Origin of the sequence: Bacillus cereus group sp. BfR-BA-01383 (assembly GCF_022663495.1) — a bacterium.
Classification (GTDB): domain Bacteria; phylum Bacillota; class Bacilli; order Bacillales; family Bacillaceae_G; genus Bacillus_A; species Bacillus_A cereus_AU.
The window spans coordinates 164,540-179,967 of sequence record NZ_JAKUFP010000003.1 but is presented as its reverse complement, the minus strand read 5'-3'; the positions used below and the strand labels follow the sequence as shown (position 1 = coordinate 179,967).

Below are 15,428 nucleotides of genomic sequence, written 5' to 3'. Positions count from 1 at the left end.
TATTATATAACAGATAACGCGATTTTCAATTGTTTTTGCAACAGAATCAAAAAAGAACCAAAGCGGCTCTTTTTTGATTCAATCCCATTTTCTTTTATCTTGAAAAACCGTCTGCTGTCCGATTATTTTGTCTAACACAACAAACACAATATAAGCACATATTACTTGCAATACAATATTCCCAAGTTTCATTAATTCAAATGAATGGATCCATCGGAATAATTCATTTAATAATACAATCGAAACGATACTAAATAGTTCTATACTAATCGAAAATATACATACTTCGAAAATAGATTGCTCTTGAATCCTGTTTAAGTTGGAAAAGATGAATAAATACCCTAGAAATAGGGCCATTAACTCCATTTTCGTCATGCTAATGAGCCAGGCATATAGTGGTACTGTTAATAGAAGATATAATAGTTTCCGTCTTAGCATGCCTTATCACCTCTGAATTACAAGTGTTTTCTGTATATTTTAACACTTTTCACATAAAAGAAACAGAAGAGACTTACGCCTCTTCTGTTTCTTTTACTGCATGTATTAACTCACATATTTCCTCTAGCTTTTCATTTTCTAACAGCTCAATAACTTTACTTCCAACGACAACACCGTCGCATATTGTAATCATTTCTTCTATTTGCTCTCGTGTTGAAATACCAAATCCTGCGACTACTGGTAAGTGTACATGCGATTTTACTTTTTCTAAGTAACTATGAATCTCACCTTTAAAGTTTTGGCGTACTCCCGTTACGCCCGCTACTGTAACCGCGTAGACGAATCCTTCTGATTCACTCGTAATTTTTTCAATTCGCTCAATTGAGCTCGTTACAGTTACAAGTGGAATTAAAGCTATATTCGCCTCTCGGAGAAGCGGCGCAATAATGTCTTGTTCTTCATACGGTAAGTCTGGAACGATGATGCCGTCTACCCCTGCTTCCAAACAGTTCTCGATGAATCGCTCTTTTCCGAATGCGAGTACTGGATTTAAATATGTCATAAGCACAAATGGAATTTGTACTTCTTTCCTTACTTCTGCTAACGCTTGAAAAATGCCTTTTAATGTTACGCCGCTATCTAACGCTCGTTTCCCTGCTCTTTGAATCGTTGGGCCGTCCGCGACTGGATCTGAAAACGGGATACCAATTTCAACGATGCTTGCTCCTACTCCATCCAGGAAACGAATTCTTTCTTTTAATTTCTCGAGGCCACCATCTCCGCCCATTACGTACGGAATAAATGCTTTTTTCCCATTTTCAAACGCTGCTTTAATTCTTTCTACACCCATTTTTTACACCTCTTCCATATAACGTTTTATACTCTCTACATCTTTATCACCACGGCCGGATAAACAAATGACAAGTCCTTCGTCTTTCTTCATTTGCGGCGCTAGTTTTAAAGCGTATGCAACAGCATGCGAGCTTTCTAATGCCGGGATAATACCTTCTTTTTTCGTTAATAATTGAAATGCTTCTAACGCTTCGTCATCTGTAATGGAATGATAAGAAACGCGCCCAATATCTTTTAACAAACTATGTTCTGGTCCAACACCAGGGTAATCAAGTCCTGCTGAAATAGAGTGCGCTTCTTGAATTTGTCCTTCTTCATTTTGCAGAAGATACATCATCGATCCGTGTAAAACACCAACGCTTCCTTTCGTTAAAGTCGCTGCATGTTTTTCTGTATGAACGCCTTTTCCAGCTGCTTCTACGCCGTAAAGAGCTACTTCTTCATCGTGTACGAACGGGTAAAACATTCCCATCGCGTTACTGCCACCGCCAATACAAGCAACGACTGCTTCTGGTAATCTTCCTTCTAACGCTTCATATTGTTTCTTCGTTTCTTTCCCAATTACACTTTGGAAATCACGAACAATTTGCGGGAATGGGTGTGGTCCGAGAACAGATCCCATAATGTAGTGCGTATCATGCACGTGTGAAACCCAGTAACGAAGCGCCTCGTTCACCGCATCTTTTAATGTACCGCTACCTGCCGCTACGCTTTCTACTTTCGCTCCGAGTAATTCCATTCGGAACACATTTAATTTTTGACGTCTCACATCTTCTTCTCCCATAAAAATGACGCATTCTAATCCAAGAAGGGCACACACTGTTGCTGTTGCAACTCCGTGTTGTCCTGCTCCTGTTTCAGCGACAACCTTTTTCTTGCCCATTCGTACGGCAAGTAGTGCCTGACCGATCGTATTGTTAATTTTATGAGCTCCTGTATGGTTCAAATCTTCACGTTTTAAATAAATATTTGCCCCGCCGCAATACTTCGTCATATTTTCAGCAAAATAAAGCGGCGTTTCTCTTCCAACGTACGTTTTTAAATAATGATTTAATTCCTTTTGAAACGCTTCGTCTCGCATCGCTTCTTTGTACGCTTCTTCTAGTTCTAATACAGATTGCATTAACGTTTCTGAAACATATCGTCCTCCGTATACACCGTAATGTCCTTTTTCATCTGGATATGCGTAGTTCATTTGGAACACTCCTTCACTTTTTTAATAAATTGTTTTATTTTCTCTACATCTTTCTTTCCTTCTGTCTCTACTCCGCTGCTCACATCAACCATATAAGGCTGAATGGTTCGAATTGCTTCTTCTATATTAAGGGTGTTTAATCCACCAGCTAATATCGTTTTCTCTCTCAACTCGTTTGGCATATGTGCGAGTAATTCCCATGAGAATGTCTTTCCATTTCCTCCGTGGAACTTTTCTTTTGGACTATCAAATAATAGATAATCTGTTTCGTATTTTTTCGCATGTTCAATATTTTTCTCTACAGCTACTCCTACCGCTTTTATAGACGGAATATTCAATCTTCTGATTTGATGATTGTCTTCATCCCCATGTAATTGAACATGTGTTAACCCGCACTCATCTGCAATTTTCTGGATCATTTCTACTGATTCATTTACGAAAACGCCGACCTTTAAAACGCGTGTTGGAAGCTCTCCAATAATTTCTTTCGCTTGCTCTGGAGTAATTTTCCGTTTACTTTCTGCAAAAACGAATCCGATTGCATCTGCTCCGTATTCACAAGCTAATTTTGCTGTTTCCATATCAGTAATGCCGCAAATTTTCACTTTCATACGTTCACCTTACAGTCTTCAAAAAAGGTACTAATAGAAGATGATGTCATAAGCGCTTCTCCGACTAATACGCCTTTTGCACCGGCTCGTTTGACGCAGATAATATCTTCTTTTGAATGAATACCACTTTCACTAATCCAAAGCATTTTCTCCTCATTTAATCGTTTTCCGAGCTTTTCCGTTTGGCTTAAATCCACTTCGAACGTTTTTAAATTACGGTTGTTAATACCGATAACGTGCGGATTTAATTGGGTTGCAATTTCTAACTCCTGCTCATCATGAACTTCAACAATCGCTTCTAGTCCCATTTCTAGTACGTAGTTATAGAGCTCTTTTAGCTTCTCTTTTGACAATGCTGCAACGATTAGTAAAATAATATCTGCTCCTGCTTCATATGCTCTATCAATTTGAATCTTATCGATTATAAAATCTTTGCATAAAAGCGGAATGTTACTTTCTTCTCTTGCCGTTTGTAAATCGTGAAACGATCCTTTAAAAAATTGACCATCTGTTAAAACCGAAACTGCTCCAGCGCCGCATTCTTCATATGTTTTTACTTGCTTTCGTACATCAACGTGTAAATTAATATCTCCTTTTGATGGTGATGCTCGCTTTACTTCTGCAATGACCGTGAACTGCTGCAACGCTTCTACAAGTGAATGTGTCTTTCTACTTTCTTTTAATGGTGTATACGTTTCATATAACTCCGCAACTTCTACTTTCTTCTGCTCTACAATTTTGTCTAAAATCGTCCCCACTTTAATTCACCCTTTCTAATTTTTCGTTGCTTGCTGTAATTAATAAGTTTAATTTTTCTAATGCTTTTCCAGAGTCAATACTCTGCGCCGCAAGTTTAATTCCTTCTTCAATCGTTTCTGCTTTTCCGTTTGCGAAAAGAGCAAGCCCAGCATTTAACAAAACGGTATCGCGGTATACTCCCTTTTCTCCGCTCAATACGCCGATTGTAATCTTTGCGTTTTCCTTTGAATTCCCGCCTCTAATTTCTTCATTTTTCACTCTTGAAAAACCATACTTTTCCGGATCAATACTCATTTCTACTAGTTCATCATCCTTTAAAAGGACGACATGATTTTCTCCTTGCAGTGATGCTTCATCTAAAAAGCCACTTCCGTTTACGACAAGCGCTTGTTTCCGCCCTAGCTTTTGTAATACTTGCGCAACTGGTAATAACATATCTCGTTTATAAATACCGACAAATTGTGTTTCTAAATGAACCGGATTTGTTAAAGGGCCAATTAAGTTAAAGATTGTTGGCACGTTTAATTCTTTTCTTATTTTCATAATGCGCCTTAATGCTGGATGCATCGCTGGTGCGAATAAAAATGCGATCCCTACATGCTCTAGCAAATAATCAATTTCACTTGGCGTACTGCTAATGTTTACACCGAGTTCTTCTAATAAATCAGCACTGCCTGTTTTACTAGAAACGGCACGGTTACCATGTTTCGCAACCTTTACACCTGCTCCTGCCAGTACAAATGCCGATGTTGTACTAATATTGAATGTTTGCGCACCGTCACCACCCGTTCCGCAATTGTCCATCGCGCCTTTTATATGGTTTGAAAACGGTAATGCCTTTTCGCGAAGAGCACGAACAAGGCCGTATATTTCCTCTGCTGTTTCGCCTTTCGCTTTCAGCAATACTAGGAAAGCTGCAATTTCACTTTCTAATAGGTTTTCACTTAATAAAAGTAGTCCAGCTTTATGCATTTCCTCTTCTGTTAAATGTTGTCCCTCCACTAATTTACGAAGATAGTTATTCATACTCTTTCCTCCTCTTTCATTTCTGCTAAAAAGGCACGTATTAACTTTCCGCCTTCTTCTGTTGCGATTGATTCCGGATGAAACTGTAATCCAAAGAGCGGATAATAGTTGTGACGAACTGCCATAATTTCTCCGTCGTCCATCGCTGTTGCAAGTATGTCAAAACACTCTGGTAAACTCGTTTGCGCTGCAACAAGGGAATGATAACGCATTGCTGTTAATGGTTGCGTCACGTATGAAAAGATTGACGTTCCATTATGTTTCACACGCGATGTTTTTCCGTGTTTAATGCGCTCTGCTCTTACAATGTCTCCTCCAAATGCGGATATAATTGCTTGATGTCCAAGGCAAATACCTAATATGGGAACGTTCTTATAAAAATGACGAATGACTTCGATACAAATGCCAGCATCCTCTGGTTTTCCTGGTCCTGGTGAAAGCACAATTCCTTTTGGATTCATCGCTTCTAATTGTTCCATTGTTATTTGATCATTTCTTACGACGACAATTCCCTCTTCATACTCGCCTAATAGTTGATACAAGTTATATGTGAATGAATCGTAATTATCGATAAGTACAATCATTTCATTACCTCCAAAAGCGCTCTCGCTTTATTTAATGTTTCTTCATATTCAGCTACTGGATCTGAATCGTAAACAATACCCGCTCCTGCCTGAACGTACGCTTTCTCATCTTTTACAACCATCGTTCGAATTGCGAGCGCCATATCAAGGTTCCCTGAAAAACTAACGTATCCAACTGCACCGGCGTATACATTTCTTTTTTCATTCTCTAGCTCATTTATAATTTCCATCGCTCTAATTTTCGGAGCTCCTGAAACTGTCCCTGCTGGTAAACAATACGCTAATGCATCAAAACCGCTCATTAGTTTTCGCAATGTTCCGTAAACTTCAGATACAATGTGCATAACGTGAGAATATTTTTCTACTTTCATATATTTGTCTATCGTAACTGAGCCGATTTCACTTACTCTGCCAATATCGTTTCGTCCAAGGTCTACAAGCATCATATGCTCTGCTCGCTCTTTCTCATTTCCTAACAGTTCTTTTTCGATTTCCTCATCTTCCCTCTTCGTTTTCCCCCTCGGTCTCGTACCAGCAATTGGGTTCGTCATCACCTTATCATCTCTTACTGACAGTAAACTTTCTGGCGAAGATCCGAGAACAACATAATCTTGAAAATCGATATAGAACATATATGGTGATGGATTCGCAATTCGAAGTTTCCGGTAAAGGGCGAATGGGTCTCCTTTACATTCACTTTGCAAACGTTGAGATAATACAACTTGGAATATGTCCCCGGCTCGAATGTATTCTTTCGCCGTTTCTACCATCTCACAAAACTCTTTTTCTGTTATGGAAGACGTGAATGATAACATTGATCGTATTTCATTTACTTCCGCTTCTTCTCCCTTTAGTACTTCCTCTTTGTATACTTGTAATCTTTCGTATACTTCTTCATAAGAAGCTGCATCCTCTTCCCTGCATACATATACAAACGACAACTTTTGGCGTAAATGATCGTAAACGATAAACTCACGATATAGTAAAAGGTGTACTTCTGGAATATTTAATGGATCATGTAAATCTGCTCCAATGTTTTCATATTGCCGAATGACATCATAGCCAATATAACCAACTGCTCCTCCGCAAAATGGGAATGGACTGTCTACTTGCGTTGGTGCGATTACACCTTCTAATACTTGCAGTACGTTACCTTGCAACTTTTCTATTTGCCCATATATCGTTCGTTCTACTTCCATACCAACGCTTTTCACTTCTCCATACGGATTACAACCTAAGTAAGAATAACGCCCTTTATCTTGATGAAGCTGTGAGCTTTCTAATAAAAATTTCTGCTTCCCTTTCATACGTCTATATAAAGAAATTGGCGTAATGCTATCTCCTTCTTCTTCAGCGATTACTAAAAATGTTTTCCCTTGTTTTTTTCGCTTCATAAATTCTTCTTTCGTCATCATGTCCTTCACCTCGCCCTGAAAAATAAAAAAGTCCCCTACATATCGAAAATATGTAGAGGACGATAAATTTACCGTGGTACCACCTCATGTTGGACGCAAAAGCATCCCGCTTTATTCAGGTACAAAATATATACCTTATCCTTGTAACGGCGGAGCCCGGGTTGCCTACTGAAATAATTGTTCAGCATACCTCTCGTAAGCCCATTCCGTATATGGAACCGCACCGGGCTCCCACCTGTCCCCGGCTCTCTGTAACGTCTCCAAATATACGTACTCTTCTTACTTAAACGATTTCATTTATTTAATTTTTTGTATACAAAAAGGGAGTACTCATCCTATAAAAAGGACGGGTACTCCCGTGGTGCCACCTTAATTCGTTACAAACGTAACGCACTTTATCGTATCAAAAACAATACGTGTCTCTTGTATCGATGAGATCATGTCGCCAAAGCCTACTTCTTTCGTTTCGGTTTGGAAGCTCCGAAGCCCATTCCACATCAATCCCATACTGATTCGCACCAACCATCAGCTCTCTGACATGTTCATCATGTGTACTCTTCTTCATCAACGCTTGCATTTTTTTAAGTTGCACTCATTATATTCCTCGCGTTTCTAAAAAGTCAATGATTTTTTAGAAAAAAATATTTTTTCTTCATTAGATATTATATTGACAAAACAACCTGTTTTTATGTAAATATAATAAATACTCTATTAAAATTAAGGTTTTTTGTCTTATATTTATATATCGAAAAAATAAACTATTATCAAAAAACGCTTACATTTCAGAAAATTCATATTTCAGCATGGATTTTTCTGAATAATCATGATAGATTATAAATATGCATAACGCATCAAAAGACATGACAAACGGAAGGGGAACTACATGAGTACGCAGATTTTAACTTTAACTTCTATCTCTATTTACATGCTGGGGATGTTAGTAATCGGCTATTTCGCCTACAAACGAACGTCCAACTTAACAGATTATATGCTTGGCGGGCGTACACTAGGCCCCGCAGTAACAGCATTAAGTGCTGGAGCATCAGATATGAGTGGTTGGCTTTTAATGGGATTACCCGGTGCAATGTTTAGCGTTGGATTAAGTAGTAGTTGGATTGCGATCGGCCTAACACTAGGCGCATACGCAAACTGGCTTTATGTTGCTCCTCGCTTACGTACCTACTCTGAAATTGCAAACAACTCTATTACTATTCCAGAATTTTTGGAACACCGTTTCCACGACAAATCTCATATGCTACGCTTAGTATCTGGACTTGTTATTATGATTTTCTTTACTTTCTATGTAGCTTCAGGATTAGTTTCAGGCGCTGTATTATTTGAAAATTCATTTGGCATGAATTATCATGTCGGATTATTCATTGTCGCAGCAGTTGTCGTAGCTTACACACTATTTGGTGGTTTCTTAGCAGTAAGTTGGACAGACTTCGTGCAAGGAATCATTATGGTAATTGCTCTTATTCTTGTTCCTATCGTAACAATTATGAATTCGAACGGACTTGGACCTGCGTTTGATACAATTCGATCTGTAGATCCAACACGTTTAGATATTTTTAAAGGTGCCTCTACTTTAGGAATGATTTCTTTATTCGCATGGGGCCTTGGTTATGTTGGACAACCTCATATTATTGTACGCTTTATGGCGATTTCGTCTGTAAAAGAAATTAAAAGCGCACGAAGAATTGGTATGAGCTGGATGATTTTCTCTGTTGTCGGAGCTATGTTTACTGGTCTTATCGGTATTGCTTACTATTCACAACAAGGGTTGACATTATCTAACCCAGAGACAATTTTCCTTGAACTTGGAAAAATTTTATTCCATCCACTTATTACTGGATTTTTATTAGCAGCTATTTTAGCGGCTATTATGAGTACAATCTCATCTCAGTTGCTCGTTACTTCAAGTGCGGTAACTGAAGATTTATATCGCACATTCTTTAAGCGATCTGCTTCTGATAAAGAGCTTGTATTTGTCGGTCGTATGGCCGTTCTTGTTGTTGCATTAATCGGGTGCGCATTAGCGTTTAAACAAAATGATACGATTTTAGCTCTTGTTGGATACGCTTGGGCTGGATTTGGTTCCTCATTCGGACCTGCTATTTTATTAAGTCTATATTGGAAACGCATGACAAAATGGGGCGCGCTTGCTGGTATGATTTCTGGTGCTGCGACTGTTATTATATGGACACAATTTAAATTCTTAAAAGACTTCTTATATGAAATGATTCCTGGTTTCGCTATTAGTTTACTAGTGATCATAATTGTTAGTTTACTAACGCAACCTTCAAAAGAAGTTGAAGAACAATTTGAAGATTTCGAAAAACAACATCGTCATAATCTATAAAAAGAAAGCTCTGCTGTTACGATAACAGCAGAGCTTTCTTTTTACCACATTTCGACAATATTCTTCTCGAATTTAACAATTTCTTTATGTTTCGTTAAATTTACTATAACATTCTTCCTTTATATTATTAGTATCGACACCTATACAGAAAGGGGACTCCACAATGTTAGCAGCTTTGCAGCAACAACAAATAAGAAAATTTTCACCTATCACAAATACTTCTGCTTCTTGTTTAAACATACAACCTAATCCACCCAAAATTTCAATTGCTCCTTCTGTTATATCTGTAATTGGTATTCATATACAAAAAAATAAGCTTAAAATAAAAACCGGACAAAGCGCCGATTTATCAGCTTCCGTTTTGCCAATACAGGCAACGAATCAAGAGCTTATATGGACAAATATGAATTCCAATATCATTACCATCTATCCGAAAGGTGAGTCGGTAACGATTACAGGAAAAAGCGCTGGAAGAGCCGTAGTAATTGTGACTACAGCTGAAGGAAAATTCCGTGATTTATGTATCGTTCATGTACAACCTTATATGACAAATCCAAAGTAAGAGAGTGGTTTTTGACCACTCTCTTACTTTATTTCAATTTGAGGATTTTTACTTTTCACGCAGGAAATGAATTGTAGTTTATCTTTTGGAGAAATAATCTCTGTTTCATATGACCCGTAAACAATTTCAAGTCGATCAAATGATAGTGCATGAGCTGCTATTGGATTTTTCGTGTTCGAAATTCGTTTTATATCTCGTATAAATATGCGTTTTTTAACGAGACCTGATCTAATAGTAATTGTTTCTTCCCCGACAGTATATTTCGTTGTAAACCAACTCCAAATAAATAATATTGCGAACGGAATTGTGAAAAATAAAAGAAAATATTCTCTCCCTGCAAATATTGGTGCAAAACAAGCACCTAAAACAATAAAAAAGATTGGATATAACCATACATCTTTTTTTGACGAAAATTCCATTACACTCCCCCTTCTAATTCAATGAATCCTTCCCTTTCTCTTTTATTTTGGTATAAAACAAAAAAGAGAAGTCACTAACTACTTCTCTTTTCAACTCTTATATCATTTTATTTCCTAGCAACTCATCATAATTCCTGCGTATACACCGGCTTGTTTACCACATGTTTCGCTGTTCGCTTTTGTTGCTGTAGTAAGAATACAGATACACCCAACAATACGAGCATACTGCCGATAATTTGCATTGCATTTAATTTTTCTCCAAGTAAGAAGAACGCTAGTATAGATGCCCCAACTGGTTCCCCTAAAATACTCATTGAAATCGTTGTTGCATTCACATAATTCAACAGCCAGTTATTAATTACATGTGACACTGTAGGTACAACCGCAAGTAAAAGAAAAACGGTCCAATCCCACTTCGTATAGCCTGTAAAAGGCACTTGCAATATAACATTATAAATTCCCATGAAAATACCTGCGAATGCAAAGACTGTAAAGCTATAAATCCAGTGTGATACTTTCTTTACTGTTGTTTGCCCGATAAATAAATAACCGACAACTGCTATCACACTTAAAAAGGATAATATGTCACCATAAATTGCTTGTTCACTTAGCCCTAAATCTCCCCACCCAATACACATTACGCCCAGTATCGCAATTCCCATTGTCGCAATGGCTGAGTATGTTGTTCTTTCTTTAAATAAGAAAAAACCTCCAACTAAAGATACGATCGGTTGAAGTGCTAAAATAATCGTCGAACTCGCAACTGTCGTATGCTTTAAAGATTCAAACCATAAAAGAAAATGTAGCGCTAAAAAGAAACCAGATCCAATTAAAAATCCCCAATCTTTTATTTGAATCTTACTAAACTCTTCCCGTTTTTTCCAAACGATAGGCAGCATAATAAGTACGATAATCCATAATCGATACATACTTAATATTGAAGATGGTGCTGAGGACATCTTTACAAAAACTGCTGCGAATGAAATGGCTATAATGGAAATAGCTAATGGTAGTGCGATTGATTTTTCTTGTTTCAAATCCTGTCTCCCCTCTCACCTGTAAAAAATCCCACTTCATTATATCCGTTTTCTTTCATAACTTAAATACTAATTTTTTAGATTCTTCGTACCATTATGGTAAAATAGAACTTAAGGCACCCATTAGTGAATATTTCTTTCCTTTTCACTACAAGCGTCGCTCTTACAATCATTACAGTAAATTTTATTTAGGGGGATCTACATGAACAAAACAATAGGGAGAATTGAAGAAATTGCATTTTTTAGTACATCACTTCAAGAAGAAGTTACGCTTCTCGTTTATTTACCAGTAAATTACACGCCATTGCACAAACATACAGTTGTAATTGCACAAGATGGTAGAGACTATTTTCAGCTTGGTAAAGCACACCGTGTAATCGAAAGCCTTCGTGAAACTGAAGAAATTGACCGTACAATTATTGTCGGTATTCCATATAAAAACGTACACGACCGTAAAGAAAAATATTTCCCAAATGAAGTGAAAAATGCTGCGTATATTCGTTTCCTTGCTCATGAACTTGCACCATATATCGATGAAAATTATCCAACGTATCAAATGGGGAAAGGCCGTGTTTTAATTGGTGATTCTCTTGGCGGAACAGTTTCCTTTATGACTGCGCTTATGTATCCGCATACATTCGGTAAAGTTGTGATGCAATCACCATTTGTGGATGAAACAGTGATGAACTTAGCAAAAGAATTCAAAGATCCACAGGCGTTAGAACTTTATCACGTCATTGGAACAGAAGAAACAGCTGTAAAGCGTACAGACGGACAAGTATCTGATTTCGTAGAACCGAATCGTAATTTGAACGCTCTTCTTACAGGTAGAAATTTCATCACGCATTACGAGGAGTTTGAAGGGAATCATACTTGGAAATATTGGCAAGCAGATTTACCGAAAGCATTTTCTCATATTATATCAATGAAATAATAGAGAGCAGTATTCAGAATAATTTGATATAATAGATAAAGAGATTTATTCTCAAAATCTAACTAGACTTACAAAGGGAGGAATTGGAACATGAAATTAGGCATTGTAATTTTTCCATCTAAAATGATTCAAGATAAAGCGAACGGCTTACGTAAGCGTTATGATCCGCATTACGCGTTAGTTCCGCCACATATTACATTGAAAACACCCTTTGAGACGCAAGATGAGCAATTAGAATCGATTGTAAAAGAGTTACATACAATCGCAAACAGAACGAACCCTTTCACCCTTCATGTTGGAAAAGTTGGTTCATTTGCACCTGTTAATAATGTTCTTTATTTTAAAGTAGAAAAAACACCTGAACTCACTTTCTTAAATGAAGAAATGCATAACGAATTCTTCACACAAGAACGCGAGTACTCTTTCGTACCTCATTTAACAATCGCCCAAAACTTATCAGATGCAGAGCACGCTGATGTATTAGGTCGATTACGTATGAAAGATTTCTATTATGAGCAACCAATCGATCGTTTCCACCTTCTATATCAATTAGAAAACGGAACTTGGACTGTATACGAAACATTCCACCTTGGAAAGGGGAACAACTAATTTGCACGCACAAATCGTACAAACGGAAGAACAACTAAGAGATGCATTCTCTGTACGTAAGCAAGTATTTGTGAACGAGCAACGTGTTTCTGCTGAAGAAGAGTATGATGAGTTTGAAGAAACTTCTACACATGTTGTTATATATGATCATGATGCTCCAGTTGGTGCTGGCCGCTTTCGCATCGTTGATGGAATAGGAAAAATGGAACGCATTTGCGTACTAAGTTCCCATCGCAAAAAAGGCATTGGAAAAATTGTTATGGATGCACTTGAGGCGTATGCGAAGGAAAACTCGCTACCAAAATTGAAACTTCATGCCCAAACACATGCTGAAGATTTCTATACAAAACTTGGATACGTAACGAATTCTGATGTATTTATGGAGGCAAATATTCCTCACGTCGTTATGATAAAAGAATTATAATTTGAAAACAGGAGGTAACCCCTCCTGTTTTTTACATTGCTATTTTCTTTTTCTTCCGCTAAAGTTAAATGTTGATGCTATAGTTTTGAAGGTGAATATATGACACAAGAAAAATTTTCACAAAAATCGTTAACACACGCTGACATTCCGCGTGCGACATATCATATTCCGAAAACATCTACCCATTTAATTATGGAAGAAGATGCAGATGCGGCGTATTTCCGTGCTCTTGAACAGCAAAATGTTTATTTAAACGAAAAACAGTTAGAAGCAGTGCGAACGACAGAAGGTCCTGTCCTTACATTAGCTGGTGCCGGAAGCGGGAAAACATCTGTTTTAACAACTCGCGTAGGTTATTTAGTGAATGTAAAACAAGTTCATCCACGAAATATTTTACTACTAACGTTTACACAAAAAGCAGCTGAAGAAATTCGAACTCGCGTAGCGAACTTACCTGGTATGAACCATGCTGCAAGTAGCTATGTTGTCGCTGGTACATTCCACTCTGTCTTTTTAAAATTGCTTCGTAGCCAAGGATATAATCAGCAAATTTTAGCAAATGAAAAACATAAACAAATTATGATAAAGAAAATTTTAAAAGAATTACGTTTAAAAGATGGTTATGATGCGGAAACGATGCTCGCTATGATTTCGCTTGAGAAAAACAAATTGAATCGCCCGAAAGATGTAAAAGCGAAAACACCAGTTGAACAAGAATTCAAAGAAGTATACGAACGTTTTGAAGAGGTAAAACAGCGATATAATTACATCGATTTCGATGATATCTTATTAGAAACGTATTATATGTTAGAAAATAATGCTCCTTTGCTTACTCAATTGCAACAACGTTTCCACTATATTGAAGTAGATGAGTTCCAAGATACATCGTATGCACAATATGAAATTGTAAAATTGTTAGCCTCTCCAAGAAATAATTTATTTATCGCAGGTGATGATGATCAAGCGATATATGGCTGGCGAGGAGCAAGTCACCAAATTATTTTATCTTTTCCAAAAGAATTTGATAACACTACGATTATTGCGCTTAATACGAATTATCGATCCAATCCATTTATCGTCGGACTTGGAAATGAAGTTATCAAACTAAATCAAGAACGTTTTGATAAAGAGCTATATTCTGTTCGTGAGGAAGGTGTACAGCCATTTTACGCACGACCAGCTACGACTCTTGATGAAGCGAATCAAATTTTGCAGCTCATTCAAGAAAAGGTAGATAGTGGTGAGCGAAACTATAAAGATTTTTGTTTACTATATCGCACACATTCCGTAAGCCGCTCGTTACTTGACCAGCTTACAATTCATAAAATCCCATTTATCAAACATGGTGCGAGTCAATCATTTTACGAGCATTCTTTAATTAAACCTGTATTAGATCATTTACGACTCGTGCTTGAACCGTTTCGCCTAGAATCACTTTCTAATATATTGCCAACGATGTATATTGGCCGTGATGATTGTATTTCATTTATTGAACGTGAGCAATGGAAGTATGGTGAAGGACGCTTCCCTTCTCTTCTTCATTTCTTATTACTAAATCCAAGCTTGAAACCTTTTCAAGTGAAAAAAGTAAATGAACGTATCGATTTTATTAAATTTATAAAAGAGCTAGAACCGAAAAAAGCATTAAAAGAAATTATTCATGGTAAAGGAAAATATTTAGAGTACTTACAAAGTAACGATCGTTCTTCCTTTACGATGCATAAGGACATACAAGAAGAAATGCTAGAAGAATTAATGGAATCTGCGACTCGATTTACGGATATTTCCGCTTACTTAGAATTTATTAATGAAACAATTCAAGGGCAAAAAGAAATGGAAGCATTAAAAACAATGCCTCAAAAAGATGCTGTATCGCTTATGTCGATCCATAACGCAAAAGGCCTTGAATTTCCATGCGTCTTTTTACTTGGTGCAAGCGATGGCATACTGCCGCATACATCTTCTTTAAAAGACGCGAATGACCGTGTAACTGAGACTTCTGAAGCATTAGAAGAAGAACGACGCTTACTCTACGTCGCAATTACACGTGCAAAAGAAGAACTTTACATTTCCTCTCCGCAATTTTTCAGAGGAAAGAAACTAGATATTTCACGTTTTTTATATACTACGCGAAAAGATTTGCCTGAAAAGACATCCACTAAATAAGGATGTCTTTTTTCCATATCACGTTATGTACATCC

16 protein-coding genes and 2 other annotated features are annotated in these 15,428 nt (G+C 37.2%); of the genes, 6 read left to right on the top strand and 10 right to left on the bottom strand.

Going from position 1 to position 15,428, the window contains the following annotated elements:
• Positions 1–78: 78 nt before the first annotated feature.
• The 8 genes from MR065_RS04825 to trpE all read right to left on the bottom strand — a co-directional run bounded on the left by MR065_RS04825 (position 79) and on the right by trpE (position 6,880).
• Positions 79–438 (bottom strand): DUF4029 domain-containing protein, encoded by a 360-nt coding sequence (locus MR065_RS04825; RefSeq protein ID WP_098269073.1) that lies wholly within the window; start codon positions 436–438, stop codon positions 79–81.
• Positions 439–511: 73 nt separating this feature from the next.
• Positions 512–1,288: a tryptophan synthase subunit alpha gene (gene trpA, locus MR065_RS04820; protein WP_242212685.1), complete on the bottom strand. Its 777-nt coding sequence runs from the start codon at positions 1,286–1,288 to the stop codon at positions 512–514.
• A gap of 3 nt (positions 1,289–1,291) precedes the next feature.
• Entirely contained in the window at positions 1,292–2,485 is a 1,194-nt protein-coding gene (trpB, locus tag MR065_RS04815; RefSeq protein WP_242212684.1) for a tryptophan synthase subunit beta, read from the bottom strand.
• A complete protein-coding gene (locus MR065_RS04810; protein ID WP_242212683.1) occupies positions 2,482–3,096 on the bottom strand; it encodes a phosphoribosylanthranilate isomerase in 615 nt (204 codons plus the stop codon). Before MR065_RS04810 ends, trpB begins: the two co-directional genes overlap by 4 nt.
• Positions 3,093–3,854, bottom strand: coding sequence for an indole-3-glycerol phosphate synthase TrpC (trpC, locus tag MR065_RS04805; RefSeq protein WP_242212682.1), 762 nt, complete (start codon positions 3,852–3,854; stop codon positions 3,093–3,095). The genes MR065_RS04810 and trpC overlap by 4 nt, the downstream gene beginning before the upstream one ends.
• Position 3,855: 1 nt before the next feature.
• Positions 3,856–4,881: an anthranilate phosphoribosyltransferase gene (gene trpD, locus MR065_RS04800; RefSeq protein WP_242212681.1), complete on the bottom strand. Its 1,026-nt coding sequence runs from the start codon at positions 4,879–4,881 to the stop codon at positions 3,856–3,858.
• Complete coding sequence (locus tag MR065_RS04795; RefSeq protein ID WP_242212680.1) at positions 4,878–5,465, bottom strand: aminodeoxychorismate/anthranilate synthase component II; 588 nt, start codon at positions 5,463–5,465, stop codon at positions 4,878–4,880. Before MR065_RS04795 ends, trpD begins: the two co-directional genes overlap by 4 nt.
• Entirely contained in the window at positions 5,462–6,880 is a 1,419-nt protein-coding gene (trpE, locus tag MR065_RS04790; protein WP_242212679.1) for an anthranilate synthase component I, read from the bottom strand. The genes MR065_RS04795 and trpE overlap by 4 nt, the downstream gene beginning before the upstream one ends.
• Positions 6,881–6,932: 52 nt before the next feature.
• Positions 6,933–7,177, bottom strand: a binding site (T-box leader).
• 42 nt (positions 7,178–7,219) lie between these two features.
• Positions 7,220–7,457: a binding site (T-box leader), on the bottom strand.
• Positions 7,458–7,763: 306 nt separating this feature from the next.
• On the opposite strand from trpE, the gene putP reads away from it, so the two are divergent.
• Both putP and MR065_RS04780 read left to right on the top strand, forming a co-directional pair.
• A complete protein-coding gene (gene putP, locus MR065_RS04785) occupies positions 7,764–9,242 on the top strand; it encodes a sodium/proline symporter PutP (RefSeq protein WP_242212678.1) in 1,479 nt (492 codons plus the stop codon).
• Positions 9,243–9,405: 163 nt separating this feature from the next.
• Positions 9,406–9,804, top strand: coding sequence for an Ig-like domain-containing protein (locus tag MR065_RS04780; RefSeq protein ID WP_097903871.1), 399 nt, complete (start codon positions 9,406–9,408; stop codon positions 9,802–9,804).
• 23 nt (positions 9,805–9,827) lie between these two features.
• Here MR065_RS04780 and MR065_RS04775 read toward each other — a convergent pair whose 3' ends face one another.
• Together MR065_RS04775 and MR065_RS04770 are read right to left on the bottom strand one after the other, a co-directional pair.
• Positions 9,828–10,223: a PH domain-containing protein gene (locus tag MR065_RS04775; protein ID WP_242212677.1), complete on the bottom strand. Its 396-nt coding sequence runs from the start codon at positions 10,221–10,223 to the stop codon at positions 9,828–9,830.
• Positions 10,224–10,348: 125 nt separating this feature from the next.
• Positions 10,349–11,260: a DMT family transporter gene (locus tag MR065_RS04770; protein ID WP_242212676.1), complete on the bottom strand. Its 912-nt coding sequence runs from the start codon at positions 11,258–11,260 to the stop codon at positions 10,349–10,351.
• A 202-nt stretch (positions 11,261–11,462) separates the two neighbouring features.
• Between MR065_RS04770 and MR065_RS04765 the strand changes: the two genes are divergently transcribed.
• The 4 genes from MR065_RS04765 (at position 11,463) to MR065_RS04750 (ending at position 15,393) form a co-directional block, all read left to right on the top strand.
• A complete protein-coding gene (locus MR065_RS04765; protein WP_242212675.1) occupies positions 11,463–12,194 on the top strand; it encodes an alpha/beta hydrolase in 732 nt (243 codons plus the stop codon).
• 90 nt (positions 12,195–12,284) lie between these two features.
• Positions 12,285–12,803 carry a YjcG family protein gene (locus MR065_RS04760; protein ID WP_242212674.1) on the top strand — a complete coding sequence of 173 codons (519 nt, stop codon included), beginning with the start codon at positions 12,285–12,287 and terminating at the stop codon, positions 12,801–12,803.
• A 1-nt stretch (position 12,804) separates the two neighbouring features.
• Positions 12,805–13,227, top strand: a complete 423-nt coding sequence (locus MR065_RS04755) for a GNAT family N-acetyltransferase (RefSeq protein WP_097903866.1) — start codon at positions 12,805–12,807, stop codon at positions 13,225–13,227.
• 99 nt (positions 13,228–13,326) lie between these two features.
• Positions 13,327–15,393: an ATP-dependent helicase gene (locus MR065_RS04750; protein WP_242212673.1), complete on the top strand. Its 2,067-nt coding sequence runs from the start codon at positions 13,327–13,329 to the stop codon at positions 15,391–15,393.
• Positions 15,394–15,428: the final 35 nt, after the last annotated feature.